This window comes from Nitrosospira sp. Nsp13 (assembly GCF_900101945.1).
Lineage (GTDB): Bacteria > Pseudomonadota > Gammaproteobacteria > Burkholderiales > Nitrosomonadaceae > Nitrosospira > Nitrosospira multiformis_D.
This window is the reverse complement of the sequence record NZ_FMVD01000001.1, coordinates 413,243-432,259: the sequence shown is the minus strand read 5'-3', so window position 1 is coordinate 432,259 and position 19,017 is coordinate 413,243. Positions and strand designations below refer to the sequence as shown.

Below are 19,017 nucleotides of genomic sequence, written 5' to 3'. Positions count from 1 at the left end.
GCTGCAACTCAAGTGTCAGTTTTGACAACTAGGTAAATGGTCCCAGCCGGATTTTCCCCGATTAGATCCAGCCCTGTTCTTTGAACTTTACCTTTAAGATATTGGCGATTTCCGTGGCCATATCCTCGGCCCTGCCTTCGATTTTGCTGCTCCCAGTGGTCTCCCCGTACATTTTCATGCCAGTGCCAATGATGAGACCGGCTGGATTGCCTGTCGCAGCGAGGGCAGCAACCCCCATCGCTCCTCCCGGTGCTTTACCTCCAGTGGAATCTACACGGCCGGAACCCAGTTTTTGGAGTCCACTGTCCGTCATCAGATAGACCTCCGCCATTGCTTTTAACTCGGAAGCACCCGACCCCAAGCCGATTGAGACACGTTTGACAGTGCTGCCTTCTTCGATTGAAATGAGATAACCTCTGATCACAAGGTCGCCAACTTGCGGCGAAGTTTTGGTCGAAGCCTGCTGCGCTGGCAGTCCCATGGCGCGAATTTTCGTAACCAGGCCTGCTGCGATCTGGGCGCCCAGTCGACGTCCGGTAGCGGTCTGGCTCGCCGTTTGCGACGTACTATGTTCAAGATTTTGGCCGGCTAGAGGGGACTCGGCTGGCACATCGGCAGGGGTGGCTGCAAAGTTATATACGATGATGTGATCGGGCCGAGCTATCTTTCCACCCCGGTATTCCTGTCGTTCCTTGACGGTGCTTGACGCACACCCAGCAATGGCGACTATAGCAAACAAACAAACCATGACGTGGCTTAACGGGTTCATAGAAATCTCCGGTGAAGGGAATAGCTCAATAATGACAGTTTATAACTTATCTCATTTTATTTATAGCAGATATATTCTTGATAGCAACAAGTTCCAGTAACTCGAATCTGACAACCAGTGTCAGATCAAATCTCGACTACTACAGATGATAGAGGATCTGGAGTTTGTGTTGGCTCGCCGCTGAGGCCCTTGGCATCCCCGCATTTTCTGAAAATCCTCTGTCACGGTCGGCCTCACTCCTGCACAGCGGACGCACTCGGCTGATTTAGGGCCTGTTAACACTTATTTCGCACCCGCGACGGCGACAGATTTCATCCAGTACGAGGCATGAGCCGCGCGGCGGAGCAGGCCTCCGTAAGCGGCGAATAACGAAGGGCTGGATGAAATCCATCCCGTCTCTTCGGGTTGACACAAAAAACGCGGGTGCGAAATAAGTGTTAACAGGCCCTAGTAGTCCTCTCAGAATACGGGCTAACACCATACCGCATTGCCCCGTCCTGCTAGTACTTGAGTCCAATTGTCAATATCCGCCATGCTCGTAAGATGACCCATGGATAACCTGCCGAGGGCAGGTTCCAAACCCGAGGAGGAATCATGCGTAAAACGATTGGATGGGCAGCCTCATGGGCACTCTATTATCTGAGCGGCTATGTGGATCTCGCGAGGGCACGTTTCGGTGCATGGTGGCTTTCTTCCACATATTTCAGGCTGCTGAACGCGTCTGATGAAGCACAAACCTGGGGCGGCGGTGGCGGTACCTGGGTTCATGGCACGCCTGGCGAGAACGCATACTGGCCTTATTTGGATCCCACCTATGATAAGAACAAGCGATTGAGAAATAATTATAAAAAAACATATAGAGCAGCAAGAAAAGTTTGGGGACGTGCGAGAGGCCTGCGTAAATTTTTCTTGTAGTGACAGACAGCGCGCAGGTTTTTGGGGAGCACGCAGAATTCGGAAAAAATCGTACGATAAGCTTCAGTGAGCACCCGTAGCGGCCAAACTTCCAGGGGCTCATTATCTCCGATTCAGCGTACAGTATAGGATAGTGCGATTCACCTTCAGCAACTCAGCAATGCCAAAAACAGTTTCCCGCCCTTTTCTGACCATCTTGGCAACATATAGACTTGGTCGGCCTCTTGTTTTTTGCACCATAAAAAATTAACATCCGGGTACTAAATCGGGGATTTCGCAGCCTCCCCATTCAAGACGCTTGCGTCCAAGGCCTGCTCCAATCTTAGGGGATTACCCCGCAGAGGAGAATCCATGGACGTCGTAAGTAACCATAGCAAGACCTCACAAATCCCGAAGTCCCCTACGCCCATCACGCTCGCACAAGCTGCCCTGTACTGGTTAAAGCTTGGATTCATCAGCTTTGGCGGCCCAGCTGGGCAAATCGCAATCATGCATCACGATTTGGTGGAAGAGAAACGCTGGATTTCGGAAAAGCGTTTCTTGCATGCATTGAATTACTGCATGATCCTGCCTGGGCCTGAAGCTCAGCAGCTCGCTACCTACATTGGCTGGCTATTGCATCGTACTTGGGGCGGAATCATAGCAGGCGGATTGTTTGTCCTGCCTTCATTTTTTATTCTGGTAGGGCTTGCATGGGTATATATGGCTTACGGCTCACTCCCAGCAGTGGCGGGCATGCTCTACGGCTTTAAGCCGGCGGTGGTTGCTATTGTCCTGTTCGCTGCTTATCGTATTGGCTCGCGGGTATTACGAAATCCCGTAACCTGGAGCATTGCTGCCGCCGCATTTTTTATGATTTTTGTTTTTAAACTACCGTTCCCCACTATCGTATTTGCGGCTGGTTTGATTGGCTTTGTGGGGGGAAACATCTTTCCTCAATACTTCAAGCCAGGCGGGGGACATGGCAGTGCTCAAAAAGAATTCGGTCCCGCTCTCATTGATGATGATACCCCCACGCCCGCCCATGCCTTGTTTAGTTGGGTAAAACTGGCTCGTATCACAGCTGTGGGGGTGGTTCTTTGGGTGGCTATGATAAGTGCGCTGACGTTCCGTTATGGATGGGACGGTACTTTCCCGCAGATCGGCTGGTTCTTCACCAAGGCGGCATTACTCACCTTCGGCGGAGCCTACGCAGTTCTGCCTTATGTTTATCAAGGTGCGGTGGAAAATTACCAATGGTTATCGCCGATCCAGATGATTGATGGGCTTGCTCTGGGCGAGACCACTCCTGGTCCTCTCATCATGGTGGTCACTTTTGTGGGTTTTGTCGGCGGTTGGACCAAAGAAGTTTTTGGCCCTGATGCCCTCTTTGCATCAGCCTTTGTTGCCTCTGCAATCGCCACCTTTTTTACTTTTCTACCCAGTTTTATTTTTATTTTGCTAGGAGGTCCCTTTATCGAAACCACACACGGCAATCTGAAGCTGACAGCACCCCTCACAGCCATTACTGCCGCAGTGGTAGGAGTGATCGTTAACCTTGCCCTGTTCTTCGCCTATCATGTATTCTGGCCTTCGGGCTTGGATCAGCCTGTGGACTGGCTTCCTGTTCTGATTACTGCTATAGCCCTGATTGCCTTATTTCGTTTTAAAGTGGGAGTCATACCCATTATCCTGAGTTGCGGCATCCTGGGCATGGCATCGAACCTATTTCATTGAGCATCTGGAAAACGCTAAGCCAGAAATTCCCGGAGAATGCAGGGATGCTATTGACGGAAATTAACTTGAAAATCCAAGACGGTTTTGACAGTTCTGGCTAAATCTTCTGCGCTGCCCTTGCCCCAATAATGTATAAACAAATAATGGGGCCGGTCATGTGTCATATGCTGGTGGATTGCAACAATGTTGATATCACCCGCCCGGAGGATTTTTAGAACAGGCTGCAGCTCGTCCTCGAGTACTGCGAAATCACCATCGACCACGGCCTGGGTATCAGAGCCAGCAAATGCCACCCAGGTATTTACTCCCATTTCCTTACCGACCTTTACGCCATGTACGGTAGCGTCACGGCCTATCGTGACCTTGAACATGCTGTTATTCGAATCTCCTTTCATGCCAAGAATTGTTTCTAGCGGCCCCGCTGTAATCTTACTTTCCTGGACAATCGTTTTGGGAAACTCTGTCGCAGGGGCGGGTCTTGCTGTCCTGATTTCAGTCACTTTGTCATAAATTTTCCTGATGCCGGTGGCGAGTTGCGACGCAGTGCCTATACCGCCGATGTGCATGAAATACACTTTCGGTTGGTCAAAGAAAAAGTGGTTGTGCAAGGCCGTGATTTCCAGGCCGGCATCGAGTGCAGCACTTATGGCCGGGTTTACTTCATCCTCGAACAGTACCGTGTCGCCCATCATCAAGACTTGCCCATTTTGGGCAGGTGTAAACCCGGCCCAGGAAGTCAATCCCATGAAGGGCACCATCGTCCACTTATCGATTTGGATTTTGACATCGGTACGCGGCTTGGAGACCTTGAAGACATTTTCTTCTTGAGATAACTTACCTTTGAGGCCTGTGATCTGTTCAATCTTGACAGCATCCACGCCCGGTGTGTCAGCTGCATGAGCGCTTGCCAAACCAAAGATCAGCGCAGTAGCCAGTATCGAATGTTGTAGGAAAAGAGAGTGCGACATGCGGTACCTCCTTAGAGAGGGAAAATATCAGGCTATTCGCAGGTGGACAGTTGTGCGTTTCTGCCCAGCGATGGTGCCGTCATTCATTACAAGACGTCATACATTATCCTGCTGTACTTGAACATTTCTAGCGCCAAGAAGCAGCAAAGCACCTATGGCAACTAGCGAGAGCGTCGCAGGCGCAGGGACGGCAGCAATAGGGCCAAGGGTGTCATAATAAGTGATATCCACGAACTGGATCTGGCTGCCGAAGCTCTCGATGGGCCCATCAAGCCAGATATCTGTCTGCGCAAGCGCGGCATTGGTCGCGGCATCAATATCGTATCGGACGACGGCGTTGGCAAGTGGTCGCTGGAACACGGTCTCCCCCAGTCGTGGCGCCACCCTCGTGTTGTTTACAAGGATCTGGGTTCCCGCCGGAGGAGCACCTCCCGCATTGGCCACACCTGCGGGGTTAAAAACGAAGTTGAACATGTAGTTATCCAGGAGGGTGGCCCTGCGATCACCGCGGCTCTGCTGATCAACGCCGGTTTCCAGGTAGAACAGGCCCTTCGCATCGTCTAGTGCCAACGCACGATGGGACTCGAGCGCTGGAAGTCCCTGAACCATGACTGCTTCCAGATTAGCGATGACATCGAATCCTGTTGCAATGCGGCCCGCGCTGGCGACCACCCGGGTCGGTGCCTGAGCGTACCCACCGGTTACGAAGGGGCCATCCAGAAAAAATCCTTCTTTGCCGGCCAACGCGGGCAAGCCACTGAACGGGTTGTTATCCTGATCGACGAGGTGAAGCGATAGATCATCCCCGCGGTTGTCATTGAAATTCCCTGGGATGCCATCGACCGTGCCAAGGTCAAACATTCCATTGTTGCCCCTGGTGCTCGCGGTGGCGCGATCTAGCTCTGGCGTCGAGCGGTCTGCAAGATTTGGATGGTCGAGCCCGAAGGCATGTCCCAATTCGTGCAGCAGGATCGATTCGAGATCATAGTTCTGCCCTCCCAACACTTTCACAGGGGTTCCGGCGGGAAAGCCATCAGGATTCGCAACAATTGTTCGCAGTCACCGGGTTTCGATTGCTCCAAGTAGTAACCGCGTTGGCGAGCGCTGGCCGGTCGGCCATAGGGACGACGAATCTCGGTGTCGTGTTGAACGTGATATTGAGCGTACGTTGAGCGAAGGCCCCAGGAACAGGTGGCGGCGTCAGGGTCGCGTTCGTCCAGTGGACCGGGACTGGTATGAACCTCGGTCCAATCCTCGCCCCGAAATCCGGATTCACCATTCGCTGGTCGCTGATAAAAGCGAATCCATACGCGTTGGGCATGGGCAGGAGCGCATTCGCCATAGCTAACAGAGTTACCGCCGATGCCAAGAACCTCGTCAAGGAACAGGACCAGCATGTTAAACGGGACAAGATGACGGTAAATCTATCACTGCCAAACATGGTTGCTCTCTTCTTCACACCTAACAGTTAATCAAAAGACCCATGGATCCGAATATTCATTAACATAGCTCAAGTTTCGATCGTTTGCTGTCGGCGTCTTTCAGTCGAATTGCCTCAATAAAAAAGCAAGCCCGAAGAAGCGGTCGAGTCAGTGCATGTACCAATACCTGCGCACGGACGACTGACTATTATGCCGCGTCGCTCAATACTCTCCGCCACGGAACGCACCAACCTGCACCAACCGAGACGGGGTTCAGGGCTGTTCCAGGGCTGTGCCCACACGCGGGTCGAATTGTGACTTAAGAGATTTAGTATAAATGACACGTGGGATTACCCCACGAACGGGAGATTTTAGGTTACTTCACCACGCAAATTTGCGCTTACGAACACCACACGGTTGCGTCCCTCTTTTTTAGCTTGGTAAAGTGCACCATCAGCGCGCCGAATGAGTTCATCGAAAAGTAAAGTTTCCTTGTCAGCCATTGCCACCCCCAGGCTTATCGAGGTTGGTATCAAGCCAAATTTAGTCGTTATCGGTTGATCGGCAATACCTGATCGCACCCTCTCTGCTATCGTCAACGCATCAGTCGCATCACATTCGGGCAACACAATTAGTAATTCTTCTCCGCCATAACGGCCAAAGGAATCATAAGGCCTGAGCATCTCCGTCACCCGCCGCGCCACCTCGCATAGCACCATGTCACCCGCCTGATGGAGTTGCACTTTGGGAATGTCCCAGGCAGGCACCCAACCGGGACGCGGGGTATGATTCTAAGCATCTTGACGGTGATTTTGAGTGTGTAGTTTTGGGATCTGTTGCATGGCTGACTACTCCCGCTGATTTAATAGTCTTGATATTTTCAAGTATATTTTTCATCTTATATCAGAAAAATTGTATAAGGCGTGGACAGCAACGGAACCAAAAACCAATATATTCTGGACGTGAAGTACGATTGACTCTACTCTATTGTGATGGAAATGGCGGCTGTGGCATGACTATTGGGTCTACCCTCGATTTGGAGGAAAGTTGCTGCAAAGCGTCAGGTGGGTCCCTATTTCACCGCTTGTCCGGTCATAGAATAATTATTAGCCTTCAGAGTCGTTTAATCTGTACTTGTCCCACTCGCATTTTCGTCTCGATTCTTCAAGTCGGATATGCTGCTGAATATCCATTTAGATGGTTTTCCGAGCCTGCTGCGTGCCGGGTGAAACATCTGTTTATGCGAAAATGATCAACCGAAGGAGATGACGTGAAATTCAATTCAATTATATTATTACCGAATATTGTTAAAGTATTTTCGATTTTATTTATGGCGAGTCTGCTATGGATGGGATGGATAACCGGTGCGCCCGACGTGCGGGCCGGCGTAACGTCAACCGGGATAACCCTTACACCCGTCACGTCGCAGGTGCTTCCGGATGATCCCAAAACTACTCTGACAACAGTTGTAGTGAACCTCGCACCCGAGGCTAAAACCGGCAGCCATCGCCATGGAGGCATGGTGTTTGTCTATGTGCTCGAGGGTACGGTTCGTTCGCAGCTTAACAGCAACGAAATAATCGAATTTCATCCCGGACAAAGTTGGAGCGAACCACCCGGAACGGTGCACTCGTTCATGGAGAATCCCAGTCGGACTGTACCAGCGCGCCTTCTAGCCACGCTTATCACCCCGACGGGCGAGCAACTGACCACCTACGACTAGAAACGTGCCGGCTTAAGAAACCGAAGTGAAAAATGGCTGGGTAGTATAGATTTGGAGAGTTCTCAACGGCCATCCCTGACCCATAACCGTGCGGCCGTAATTGCTGAGAAGATTCCAGATCATGGGCCATGACAGGCGAAATGCATCACAGAAGGCGGCTGGCGGGGAATGTGACAGCAGCAATAACAAATAATTCTTGAGCAGCAATCTGACTAAACCAGGCATGCCGCTTAGTAACTTTGAGCAGCGACAGACATCCCGCCTGCAACATATAAACATGCGCATGGCTTAGGTCAGTATTTAGAGTATGAAGACTATTAATACGCACATGCCATCAACTCAATTCTAATCTCCTGCCCAATCAAGGGCTTCTTCTAAAGGAAATCCTTAGTAAAAAACCAGGGTTTCCCCAATATACTCAGACTATTGACTAAGGTAGGATGCAATCGTCTTAATCCTAATGGGGTTTGCAATCATGAAAACAAAATTTGGAAATGTATTTGCAGCGTTGTCCATGATTGGTCTCCTGGTTTCGGCAAGCTCTTCGGTCGTTGCAGACCAGCCAATCGATACTCCGGAAATTCGCGCTGCCGCTCGACATGCTGTCACTCGCGGCGACCATGAATCTATTGCAATATACTATGAGAATACCGCTGCGCTGATGCAGGCAAAGTTAAAGGAGCAAAAAAAGTTGCTGGAGCAATACGAGAACAAGAGCTATCTTTACGGCCGGCAAGCTCAAGACCTTCAGTCGCACACTTCGATGTTGATTCGCGATTACGAAAAAGGTGTGGGAGACAGCATACAAACTGCAACCCTGCATCGGCAAATAGCTGCCAAGCTCAATCGAAATCACACAACCAGTGCGCAACTGGTTAACTCTGGAGCCGGATTGTAAAAATCAGGCAGAATGTCCTGCTGCTTTTCTCAATCCTGAGAAAGATTTTCCCGAAATAAAATCAATTGCCCGGTGCCTTTATGCACCGGGCAATTTGCACGCCTGTAAGAAACATGCCGCATTCAACATAGACGGAAAGGGATTGTCAGCCCTTTCCTGCCGGGCATACGCTTTTTTTCCTTATTTAACCTCAAGTCCAGATGAATTTCCCACCAGGATTAAATAGGAAACCAGCAGCCAAGGCCAGATCCAAATCACAAGGCGCTCATGGGTTGTCTAAGTATTGATCTATCCCTGCGCATCTCGAATTACGCTAGTTTAGAAGAGTTATCCACAGACTTGTCCAGTGAAAATGTGGATACCCTTCCAAAATAGAATTAGAACGTAATAACTGGCCGGATCACCCCTTTGATGTGAGAAAGAGCTACCGGCCCGAAATACCGGCTATCAAAAGATGTGGCACCCCTATCCGACATGAGGAGCAATTCCGTTTTGCTCAGGGAGGTGCCCAGGGGATAACGGGGCATCGTTCTAGGAAATAACTGCATATCGGCCCCGGCAAACTGAGGCGTGCACCGTCGAAATTTTGAGAGTGAAGCACACGGCTCAACAAACGCCTTGATTACCAGCCCGGCGCGCGAGCGCCGGTTTCCAGGAGTGGCGTTCCTCCCGGTAATCAGTTGGAAAAACTGAAGGGGAGCGAAAACCTGAGAGGTCAGACATTTTTTTGCAGCCGGTTTCCTTCAAGTCGAGAGGCCACCGAGGCATTCCGGAATACCCCTGTTTTGCCAGCAATGTGCTCCATGGAAGACCCGCTCAGAGATTGACTGATCACCAATTCAGTCAAATCATCGCGTGCGGGGGCCTGAAACGCTCGCTGTCAGCGAAAGGGAATGACCGTTCGCTCAATACTTACCTTCGTTGTCAGAAGCCTGGCTTCGACAGTGCGCGCAAGTTCATCTATCAGCCCCGCCGACGCGCCATGGCCATCCTTCCGCGCAATACCCGCGATCGACTGAAGGTCCGAATGTAAACGTACGGGGTCGATCTGCCACCCCAGAGCGGTAACGAGCGCTCTCAAGGCATCGGTATACGCTTCAAGAACCTGGGCATCAGCACGCGTCAAGGTTGTCATGGTTGCCTCCATAAATGTAAATGAGAATCAATCCTATCTTAACCACGATGGACTGTAAAGGCCTGGATTCAAATATTGAAGGGGAAATTGGCAGATTTCATCCTGACGGTACTGCGACAATATTTCGGATATGCGGCGCAGGTTGATTGATGACCGGCAGTGTCGCTATCATTGCGCATGATTAAGTAAAAGTCGGAAGTTAATGAATGCAATTGACCGCTCGTTTTTCAGTGTAGCGCTATGATCTACGTATATGTTCCGCGTCATTTGGATTTTGCCTTTCCGGTGGATCAGCATAATAGGGCGGACTGCATGTTCTTTCGGCGTATGGCCACGTTGTTGGCAATGCCTTGCCTCATCTCCCGGAAAAATGCTTACTTCACCCCATTCAACTACCTGATTCAGGTTTGAAGACTCCCATACCAGATGGTTGCCGGGTAGTGAGCCTGGTTACTTTGGCGTTTGCATCCGGCTTCTCCTCAGCCCAGTCTCCCTCACAGCAAAGTCCTCAGGCTGTGGCGGCTTCATCCTCGAACACCACGCCCACGCTCAACCCGGTTGTCGTCACGGGTACCCGCGTTGACCAGTCGAGTTTTCTACTGCCCATGTCCATTGACGTGGTGGAGGCGCCTGTCATCCGGGATGGGCGGCCTCTTGTCAATCTTTCGGAGGCATTGACCCGTATTCCCGGCCTGGTAATTCTGAATAGGCAGAACTACGCACAGGATCTGCAAATATCCAGCCGCGGCTTCGGCGCACGCTCCACTTTCGGAATTCGTGGCATACGGATGATCGTCGATGATATTCCCGCCACCATGCCGGACGGCCAGGGCCAGGCGGCTACCATCAACCTGGGGTCGGTCCAGCGCATCGAAGTATTGAGAGGACCTTTTTCCGCCATCTATGGCAATGCCCCCGGGGGCGTGATACAGGCGTTCACCGAGGATGGTCCGCCGGGCACAGTGTTATCCGCTATGTTGCTGGGGGGCAGCTATGGCACGACCCGCGGAGAGCTCAAGCTTGGCGGTACACTCGGCGGAACGGGGACAACCGGGACAGGCCCGTTCAATTATGTGGTGGACATTTCCCGTTTCGAGACGCATGGCTATCGCGATCACAGCGCAGCCACCCGTTACCAGGCAAACGCAAAGCTAACCTACCGGTTCGCTCATGATGCCACGCTTACACTGGTGACCAACGAATTGCACCAGGGCGACACGCAGGACCCGCTCGGTTTGACACGAGCCCAAATGAGCGCTGATCCACGCCAGGCGGATGCAAGCGCTACCACTTTCAATACGCGCAAGAGTATCGACAATACGCAGGGCGGCGTGGTTTATGAACACAAGCTATCTCCCTCGAATACAATCAAACTGATCGGCTATGCGGGAACGCGGGAGATTTTGCAATTTCTCGCCATTCCACGCGGCGCGCAGATTCCGGCTACCAATTCCGGAGGCGTGGTCGATCTGGATCGCCAATTTGGCGGGCTGGGTTTGCGATGGACGCATCGCACCAGCGGCCCACGGCCGTTAACGCTGACGGCGGGAATCGACTACGATAGCTCTAAGGAAAGGCGAAAAGGTTTCGAAAACTTCATCGGTGCAACATTGGGCGTGCGCGGCGATCTGCGCCGCAACGAGAACAACACGGTCACCAGTTTCGGCCAGTATGTGCAGGCCGAGTGGCAATTCGTGCCATCCTGGATTCTCTCTGCCGGGGTACGCCATACGGAGGTGAAATTCAAATCCGAGGATTTCTACACCCGTACGGGCAACCCCGATGACAGCGGCGGCATCACTTTCCAGAATGTGAATCCGGTGCTGGGGCTGTTGTACAAGGCGACATCCAGCCTCAACCTGTATGTCAGCACCGGCAGCGGTTTCGAAACGCCCACCTTCGCTGAACTCGCCTATCGGCCCGACGGCGCCAGCGGCCTTAATTTTGCGCTGCGGCCAAGCCGGAGTCTTAACGTGGAAGCGGGACTCAAGTGGCTGCCTGCGAACAACACGCGTATCAATCTTGCGCTTTTCCAGGCTTTCGTTACCGGTGAAATCCTGCCTGCCACGAATTCCGGCGGCCGGGCCACCTTCCAGAACGCGGCCGATACGACACGGCGCGGCGTGGAACTCTCGCTTGATTCACGTTTCGGGCCGGATCTTTCCGCATTTCTATCCTACACCTATCTCGATGCAATTTTCCAGGACGCCTATACTTATCGCCCGACCGCGGCGCCGCGCACGGTAACCGTGGCTGAAGGCAATTTTCTGCCCGGCGTGCCACGCAACACGGCTTATGCGGAGTTAACCTGGCGGCGCGGCCAACCGGGTTTTTCAGCGGCGGTAGAGGCGATCTACCGGGATAAAATCTTTGTCAATGATACCAATACCGAAGCCGCGAAGCAGTACGCGATGGCAAATATTCGCGTCGCCTATTCGCATCAGTTCCGCGGTTGGAAGTTCACCGAATTCGTTCGCATGGATAATATCGCCGATACAAAATATAGTGGATCGGTGATCGTCAATGAAGGCAACGGCCGCTTTTATGAGCCCGCGCCGGGGCGCAACTATATGGTGGGGGTAAGCGCGACTTATACCTTCTAAGATAGTGCGCGATCATTGATAGAACTATTAGGGGTCACCTCAAGAAACGGAAATTTACGCACGCTAAGCTTTTGGTAACGCCGATTTGACTGGCCGCAAAGGACGGAACCCACCTCGTGCGGCCCGCCTGTTGGCGTGCCAAACGTAGTCGCCAGTCAGATTGATGTGCTCCCAGCCTAGAGGCGGGACGTGCGGTAATAGCGTTTCGTCGATGGTTTCGTGCTGGCGTGGAGTATCGTTGCACAAATGGCCGTTTGCGCAATTGCACCAAGACTCGCAACATGTGGAACTGAATGCGCGGTTGGGTAATCAAAACAGACGAATCGAAGGAACGTCATGATGCTTAAGCTCTACGGTTTTTCCAAGGTCAACGCTTACGCACGCGGGCACACCCGCGACCTGCGCGTGCTGTGGGCGCTCGAAGAGATGCAACTGCCTTTCGAGTTGGTCGGCATGGACCACCCCGCACACGACCTGACCACAGACGCCTATCGCCGGCTGAGCCCTTTCGAACAGATTCCGGCGATCGATGATGACGGGTTGGTGCTGTCCGAATCCGCCGCCATCGTCGTCTACCTGGCGAAGAAGTCCGGCCGCTTGATTCCCGGCGACCACGCGGGCGAAGCGCAGGTAATACGCTGGTGTTTTACCGCGATGAACTCGGTGGAACCACCGCTGCTTAGTCTGATGGTGCACGACTGGACAGCCGATGGGAGTTGCAGCAAGCCCCGCGATTTCCTGGTCGGCTGGGTCAATCGGGTGTTGACGAACCTTGAGCGCTGGTTCGCCGACCGCGACTTCGTCGCGACAAAAGATTTCACGGTCGCCGATATCCTGATGGCGCACGTGCTGCTCTCGGGCATCAAGGACGAGGGATTGATCGTGCCATATCCGCGAGTCGCGTCGTATCGAGATCGGTGCCTGGCCCGACCCGCGTGGAAGCGCACCGTCGCCGCGTACGATGCACGGGTCGAGGCGGGATAGATCGTCAAAGCCGGCCACAGCGCGGATAAAGTTCCTTCCGCCTCAAAGCCCCTACTTGCTGTGCTGCATCCTCAGCGTGCGTAAATTTCCATTTCTTGAAGCGACCCCTGTTAGTATGGAGTATCGCTAAGCAATACTCCTAGACGGGATGGCTGCGGGCGGCGACGCTCAGGTGGTGCAAGCTACATTTTCCTGGCTTCAATTCCGCCAGTCCGGCAGGCTGCTAGGACATCGCCTCCAGCCCGGCGCCACACTGCCAGCACAATTGAAAATTATGCGGATTCTCTTCGCCACATGCGCGGCAAAATACCACACGCGTTTCGATGGGAGCTTTTTCAAAAGCGCTTACGATTGCCTGTCCCCGAACAAAATCGCTGTCGTTGACAACCCATACCTCGGGATAAGCATGGGTAAATGGGATGTCTCCCATACCACCCTGCGCATGTTCATTGAATAACCTCGCCGCTATGTACGCATGCCCGAGAAGATCAAGCATGATATGAGCTTCCATCAGATTCGCGGCGGAACAAAGTTTCTTCATTTACCGTAGATGCGCGAATAAATTTATTTGAACCCGGATAGCTCTCCGAGCTACGCGAGTGCTAATGGGCTGTTTTGCAGCCATTTCTGCCGCTTGCCCGGCACTCATAGACCAAACGATGAATTCTCCCAATCGGTAAACCGTCTCGCCATCACTCGGGAGCGACGTGCGCCGTACCGAAAGGCTTGAGTTTAGCCTATTTCAGAGCGGGAAGTGAATTCACCACCATTAACATGATCCCCGGGCTATGAGCATATAAGTAAACCCATCAACGCGCTCTCTTGTTCATTCCTCGTTATGGGGTCTTGGGAGCAATGGAACAGTGTACCGACTCAATGATTTCCCATAGGAGGTATGCCATGGCCGGAAGCGGTGCTGCTTATTCCCGGTATCGGGTTTGCCCATCTTACTCAACCCATGTTGCGACTTCGTGCTTGCTCCGTCCGTTGTCTTCCCTCATTTCGGCTTCCTTCTTGCTCCGGGCGGTATCCGAATCTGCCAGTTCATTTGCCAGGAATGATGTCTGTTGGCATGCGCGGGGCAAGGGCGCTACCCGGCTGAATGCGGCGTCAATATGAGGCATCAGGATTGCCATTGTGCCCAGGGCGGAACAGTCGAGTTCCTCGTGCGAGCTGAAAATTACGTAAAGGCGGTCATGGCGCCCGCGCCTATCGCGGATGCCGTGCAACAGGGATGAGCGCATGCTTTGCAGGATGCCTCCAAAGGCGTATTGCGCGCCACTGCTTTCATACAGGGTATCGGAGCAGTCCCGAAATGCGCAAGGCATCCCACCCATGTCGACCCAGCGCTGATAGAGGCCGCGTAGCAGCGGCGATAGGTGCTCAGGTTCCAGATGTGCGGTCCTGACGCCGGGCAGGGCGGAAACAATGTCGTAGTGAATGACATTCGCGCCAAAATTGCCCCAGGCGGCCAGCATGATTTCATGGGGCAGGTATTGCTGGACTTCTCCCTGCAACCATCTCAGCAGGTCAAGGTGCTGCCGCACCGCTATCGCTTCCAGAATGATGCGCGAATATCGCTGGAGATGGTCAATGGAAAATGGAATCATCTTGCCGCTAACCCGAGCCGTATAAATGTTACGCCTACCCCCCATGTCGTCTTGGAGCGACGACCTCGCATTATTTTGATCTTCCGAAGAAGGATTTTTAATGGCCATCGTTTTTCGTCTGCCTTTTAGTTCGTAGTTCATTAGATTATTATTGTCGCTATCGGGCCATTGGCCCGTTCCCTTTTAGGGCGGAACGGGCTGAAACGCTGTTATATCGGGTTAATCGTCTTGCTTCGGCGACGCGCAATGAAACCCATTACCCCTAAACCGGCCAGCAGCATGGCATAAGTTTCTGGCTCTGGAACTGGTGACAGGAAATCGACACCGCCGTTAGCCTTATTGATCGTTATATGATCGCTGGCTATGAAAATGCCCTGGCTGGTATTGTTAAAGTTCTGGAACTGCACTGTGTAAAATGGGACAGGCGCTGTAAACAAGGCGCTCCCTTGAGGGTCAAGAAGTGTAAAATTTGTTGTCGAGTTAAAACCAGTTCCGCCTAGACCATTAATATTCGCAACCCCCTCGATCAAGTCTACAGTGGCAATCTTGAAGCTGTCTGCACCATGGACGACTGATGCGGCTGCGCCGCCGTTGGTCGCGGCAATGAAGGCAGTGGGTGACGCAATTGAAGGATCAGCCCACAAATCAGCATGTAGCCCGGTGACGATGTAGCTGCTATTGGGTTTGGCATAGGCACCACCATCCAGCGCGATCGTATAACTGTATTCGGCCCACAGTTGCCAATTATTATTTAAACCGCTAACAGACCCAAGTACATTATTGGAATTCTCATCGACGAAGGACGAGAAATTGACCCATCCTGCCCCGCTAGCGGTCGTGCCGACGGGAAAAGGTCCAGTGGTATCCAGTTTCACGAGCGTTGACGAGTTGCCAGTGATGAGATCTGCCTGGAAGGGACCAGGGTGAGGTCCGCCGACTGCTCCAAAAGCGGCATTCGGATCGACGGTGAAAGTTGTGGTTGCGAAAGCCTGCGAGCTGATCCCAAAAGCAAGAACCGCCACTATTCCTGCCATCTGTAAATCTTTATAAATAAATGACTCGTTCATAACATATTTCTCCAGGTTAATTACACAATAAACCGCTCAGATAAAATCTTCTTTTCTTCCATTCCATAGATTGACTTACGTAGATGCCACGCAGCTATATCCAGCCATCATCAAATGGAACAATATGGGAAAAGAAGTCGGCCCCCGGACACGCTATCAGCAATACATGCCGGACGTCATGTCTACGAAAGATGGGGCTCGTTTGTTTGCCGCATGGAAATTGGCAGCAGTCCCTAATTTCAATTACTTGAAGTAACCGAACTGCCATGGCATCCTAGAGGGAGATTCTTATAAATGAAAACAACATATTTTAATGATGAGATGAGATGATTTCATAACTGGACGCCGCGGAACATGAAAGGAGGAGGGTAGTGAAAATGCTGACCAGGGATTGCGTAATTATTGCCTGGATATCCAGGAAAACTAAATGCGGAGGAGAGAAAATGACGCACAAGAATGGTGTGTCGGACGACATAGGGGACAGGGTTCGGTAAAGTCTGGTATGTCGTTGGGATGGGAGGCGCTTCGTGTGGCTTACATACGCAAAATACTCCTTAGCTATAAGAAAACCCTTGTTACGACTTATTCACTTGTGTCATACCATGGTGATTATGAGGATGCGGACCTCTTGCCCCAGTAGTCGGCGGGCAGTCTATCCTGCGCGTTTTGGCCTGGAAACCATAATTACAGCCCGCGCTAGGAAGAGGGGACACCAATTCTCTTGAAATAATCAGGAAAACCGCCAATCATATTTTGACTTAGTTTGAATACTGGAATTTTCGCTTACAACATTGCAACAGCTAATTTAATCGCATTTTCGCCCCATGCGGAGAGGTGTTTATCTGCAAAAGATTTAATTTATTCCGGGTATTCCCAAGCCAGCAACAATGATAAGAATGAAAGTTCCCCAAAACAAAAGAGTGTCGTTCATATCGGTCTCCTTGGCATTCGGTTGATACATCATCCTTTTCTCTGAAAATCCTTCTGTGCGATTCGCATAGGAGTTACATATGCCACATTGAGTGGGGAACTACGTATCCGACTTCTCGTGCGGAAGGTCTTTCACTGCCATTAACCATTATCATAAGCAAAAAATTGCCTGACGGTGGAACATACCAGATGGAACGCGGAGAGGCCTATTATCAAACCGACAATGCCAAATATTAGGAAAACGGCAATTGGTAAGGAATATAGCAGTGTCTTTCTGGATACTGAAGAGCGGTTCATTAAATGACTCTGGCTTAACAATTCGATCAAGTCCATGCTAGAAAAAAATGTCGGTGAGTAACGGACAGCACCGCTCCCGAGTATTTTCCTGTAAACCTTAATCTTTATTCTCTCTATTGTTATCGAGGAAGCTGCTCAGATGAATCATTAGTCCCACCTCGATTTCCTCATCATCTTCGAAGCATCCGGATTCGTAGAACTCACTTAACTCCTGAAGAGCGCTGGCAGAACGGACTTTATCTGGGGTTTCTCCGGCTAGGGGAGGAATAGGTGCAATGGAACCTACGTTTCTATTAGTCTCCATAATCAATTCCTTTTTTTACCAATATGTCGCCAATGAGTAGGCATGCTTCAACTATAGGTGTGTCTATAGGCCACGCGCAAGTGAGATTAATGTATAACTAGCGTCGATTAATTTATAACGACTGTCAGCGTGATGGGGTGACGAGCACTGAGCGGGTAAAAGCGCTGGAACGCGAGGTGAAAGAATTGCGCAAAGCCAACGAGATATTGAAACTGGCTAGTGCGTTTTTCGCCCAGGCGGAGCTCGACCGGTGATTCAAGTCTTGAGAGCGTTCATAGATGCGCGTCGGGATGTCTGCGGGGTCGAACCGATTTGCAGGGTGTTGCAGATTGGCTACCGGCGCTATGCTGCGCAACTAGGGGAGCACTCAGAATTCGGATTGTAAAGTACGTTAGTAGAGCGTAAGGTAAATAATTACAGCAACTTATAGAACTTGTTTGATACGGATTCTAGTTTTTTTTCAATTAGCTACCTTGATGCCAGTGGGCCATGGACAGCAATAAAAAACCCGCCTAAGCGGGGTGATCCGGGGAAGTCCTGACAGTTTGCGCTGGCCTCCTAGTCATTCGGGTCACTTCAACCCTCAGGAAGCCAGCCCCATCAATGCGGCTAACAGTCCGATCAGGACCAGTTCAAGCAAGTTATCATGCTTGGGGTTTTCATCCTTGCTATTTTCCGGTTTCATTTTTGCAGTTTCCATCTTGCCCCTCCATATTGATCAATAGCAAAGCTTGCGCTTGCTCTGTGATTGTTAAATAGTTGTGAACTATTTGTGAAGTATATGTGAAGAAAACAACTTTGTAAAGGAGACTAACCCCGTCGCATATGCGCTTTATAGCTATCTATGTATCAGTAATAATATAAATTACCTACTAATCGCCCGTAAATTAATGAATGCAACCTGAACGTGCGTAAATATTCTATCTCGGTCGCTCGGGGCAAACTGCATTCGCTTCGAAGCCCTGCCGGAAATCCTTAAGCCGGTTCACTGTTCCATTGCTCCCCCAGACCCGTTGTAGCCGGTTTCATCTCCGTATCACGTTGATGGATCTTATAGCGGACTTGACACTCCTTAGGTGATGCACTAGCATCAGGTGCATCACCTAAGGAGTGTTTGTCATGCCCACATCGAAGCCGCGCATTACCATCACACTTACCGATCATCAGCACGCGCTCCTGCGCAGGATTAGCGATGCGGGCGGTCAAAGCATGAGTGGAATCGTCTCGGAATTCATGGTGGTCGCGGAGCCAGCGCTGGAGCGCATGGCCACTGCTTTCCAGCAACTCAAGCACGACAGGGAGTCGGATCACCAGCGCATAATCGAAATGTTTTCCGAATTGCAATCCAGCCGTGAAAATAGTATGCCCTCATTTTCTTCGAAGCCATTGGCCCCTTTGGTACCTTCGAGTCAGGTGGATTTAACCCTGGGCAGCGGGATGGATGCAATACAGTTCCGGGCAAGCGTGGATACGATACGGCCAGGCACTCCGCACCAGTACGCTTCCCCGGATGCGCACGGCGGAATTGAAACCGGTTATGAAGAACAGAAAAAGACCCGCTCTCGCCGAACTTCCGAATCAGCCATATCCCCAAAAAATTCTCTTAAAGGTAGAAAAAAGAATGGTGGAATTTAAGGAATTTTTGAACGAATTCCCATCCTTACGAAGAAGGACTGC

The 19,017-nt window shown here is 51.4% G+C and carries 18 protein-coding genes, 1 pseudogene and 1 other annotated feature; of the genes and pseudogenes, 8 read left to right on the top strand and 11 right to left on the bottom strand.

Annotated elements, in window-relative coordinates:
- Nucleotides 1-61: 61 nt before the first annotated feature.
- Nucleotides 62-769: a DUF4410 domain-containing protein gene (locus BLO43_RS01955; protein ID WP_090905510.1), complete on the bottom strand. Its 708-nt coding sequence runs from the start codon at nt 767-769 to the stop codon at nt 62-64.
- Between the two features lie 594 nt (nt 770-1,363).
- Here BLO43_RS01955 and BLO43_RS01950 point away from each other — a divergent pair.
- Together BLO43_RS01950 and chrA are read left to right on the top strand one after the other, a co-directional pair.
- The gene (locus BLO43_RS01950) at nt 1,364-1,684 is read left to right on the top strand and encodes a hypothetical protein (RefSeq protein WP_090905508.1); all 321 of its coding nucleotides are present in this window, start codon (nt 1,364-1,366) and stop codon (nt 1,682-1,684) included.
- Between the two features lie 351 nt (nt 1,685-2,035).
- Nucleotides 2,036-3,400, top strand: coding sequence for a chromate efflux transporter (gene chrA, locus BLO43_RS01945; RefSeq protein WP_090905506.1), 1,365 nt, complete (start codon nt 2,036-2,038; stop codon nt 3,398-3,400).
- A 47-nt stretch (nt 3,401-3,447) separates the two neighbouring features.
- Here the strand turns inward: chrA and BLO43_RS01940 are convergent, their stop codons facing one another.
- The 4 genes from BLO43_RS01940 to BLO43_RS01925 form a co-directional block, all read right to left on the bottom strand.
- Entirely contained in the window at nt 3,448-4,368 is a 921-nt protein-coding gene (locus tag BLO43_RS01940; RefSeq protein WP_090905504.1) for a DUF1259 domain-containing protein, read from the bottom strand.
- A 96-nt stretch (nt 4,369-4,464) separates the two neighbouring features.
- Nucleotides 4,465-5,229, bottom strand: coding sequence for a hypothetical protein (locus BLO43_RS01935; RefSeq protein ID WP_139149216.1), 765 nt, complete (start codon nt 5,227-5,229; stop codon nt 4,465-4,467).
- Between the two features lie 146 nt (nt 5,230-5,375).
- Nucleotides 5,376-5,765, bottom strand: a complete 390-nt coding sequence (locus tag BLO43_RS16300) for a hypothetical protein (protein ID WP_139149215.1) — start codon at nt 5,763-5,765, stop codon at nt 5,376-5,378.
- A gap of 395 nt (nt 5,766-6,160) precedes the next feature.
- A complete protein-coding gene (locus BLO43_RS01925) occupies nt 6,161-6,532 on the bottom strand; it encodes a GGDEF domain-containing protein (RefSeq protein ID WP_139149214.1) in 372 nt (123 codons plus the stop codon).
- 527 nt (nt 6,533-7,059) lie between these two features.
- Here BLO43_RS01925 and BLO43_RS01920 point away from each other — a divergent pair.
- Nucleotides 7,060-7,512, top strand: coding sequence for a cupin domain-containing protein (locus BLO43_RS01920; RefSeq protein ID WP_090905496.1), 453 nt, complete (start codon nt 7,060-7,062; stop codon nt 7,510-7,512).
- A 475-nt stretch (nt 7,513-7,987) separates the two neighbouring features.
- Entirely contained in the window at nt 7,988-8,410 is a 423-nt protein-coding gene (locus tag BLO43_RS01910; RefSeq protein WP_090905843.1) for a hypothetical protein, read from the top strand.
- Between the two features lie 377 nt (nt 8,411-8,787).
- On the opposite strand, the gene BLO43_RS16975 is transcribed toward BLO43_RS01910, so the two are convergent.
- Both BLO43_RS16975 and BLO43_RS01900 read right to left on the bottom strand, forming a co-directional pair.
- Nucleotides 8,788-8,937, bottom strand: a complete 150-nt coding sequence (locus tag BLO43_RS16975; protein WP_302847668.1) for a S26 family signal peptidase — start codon at nt 8,935-8,937, stop codon at nt 8,788-8,790.
- A gap of 353 nt (nt 8,938-9,290) precedes the next feature.
- Nucleotides 9,291-9,545, bottom strand: coding sequence for a hypothetical protein (locus tag BLO43_RS01900; RefSeq protein WP_090905490.1), 255 nt, complete (start codon nt 9,543-9,545; stop codon nt 9,291-9,293).
- Nucleotides 9,546-9,952: 407 nt separating this feature from the next.
- Between BLO43_RS01900 and BLO43_RS01895 the strand changes: the two genes are divergently transcribed.
- Both BLO43_RS01895 and BLO43_RS01890 read left to right on the top strand, forming a co-directional pair.
- Nucleotides 9,953-12,148: a TonB-dependent receptor family protein gene (locus BLO43_RS01895; protein ID WP_090905488.1), complete on the top strand. Its 2,196-nt coding sequence runs from the start codon at nt 9,953-9,955 to the stop codon at nt 12,146-12,148.
- Nucleotides 12,149-12,484: 336 nt separating this feature from the next.
- Complete coding sequence (locus BLO43_RS01890; protein ID WP_217628008.1) at nt 12,485-13,132, top strand: glutathione S-transferase family protein; 648 nt, start codon at nt 12,485-12,487, stop codon at nt 13,130-13,132.
- A 223-nt stretch (nt 13,133-13,355) separates the two neighbouring features.
- Here BLO43_RS01890 and BLO43_RS01885 read toward each other — a convergent pair whose 3' ends face one another.
- The 4 genes from BLO43_RS01885 to BLO43_RS01865 all read right to left on the bottom strand — a co-directional run bounded on the left by BLO43_RS01885 (nt 13,356) and on the right by BLO43_RS01865 (nt 17,340).
- A complete protein-coding gene (locus tag BLO43_RS01885) occupies nt 13,356-13,673 on the bottom strand; it encodes a putative signal transducing protein (protein ID WP_090905484.1) in 318 nt (105 codons plus the stop codon).
- A 406-nt stretch (nt 13,674-14,079) separates the two neighbouring features.
- On the bottom strand, nt 14,080-14,850 hold the full coding sequence (locus tag BLO43_RS01880) for a hypothetical protein (RefSeq protein ID WP_090905482.1): 771 nt from the start codon (nt 14,848-14,850) through the stop codon (nt 14,080-14,082).
- 101 nt (nt 14,851-14,951) lie between these two features.
- Nucleotides 14,952-15,809, bottom strand: coding sequence for a flocculation-associated PEP-CTERM protein PepA (gene pepA, locus BLO43_RS01875; RefSeq protein ID WP_139149213.1), 858 nt, complete (start codon nt 15,807-15,809; stop codon nt 14,952-14,954).
- A 1,324-nt stretch (nt 15,810-17,133) separates the two neighbouring features.
- On the bottom strand, nt 17,134-17,340 hold the full coding sequence (locus BLO43_RS01865; RefSeq protein ID WP_090905477.1) for a hypothetical protein: 207 nt from the start codon (nt 17,338-17,340) through the stop codon (nt 17,134-17,136).
- A gap of 128 nt (nt 17,341-17,468) precedes the next feature.
- Here BLO43_RS01865 and BLO43_RS01860 point away from each other — a divergent pair.
- Both BLO43_RS01860 and BLO43_RS01855 read left to right on the top strand, forming a co-directional pair.
- A pseudogene (locus BLO43_RS01860) lies at nt 17,469-17,695 on the top strand (IS3 family transposase); the annotation flags it as partial.
- Nucleotides 17,561-17,679: a sequence feature (AL1L pseudoknot), on the top strand. It overlaps the preceding pseudogene by 119 nt.
- 764 nt (nt 17,696-18,459) lie before the next feature.
- A complete protein-coding gene (locus BLO43_RS01855; RefSeq protein ID WP_090905475.1) occupies nt 18,460-18,975 on the top strand; it encodes a hypothetical protein in 516 nt (171 codons plus the stop codon).
- Nucleotides 18,976-19,017: the final 42 nt, after the last annotated feature.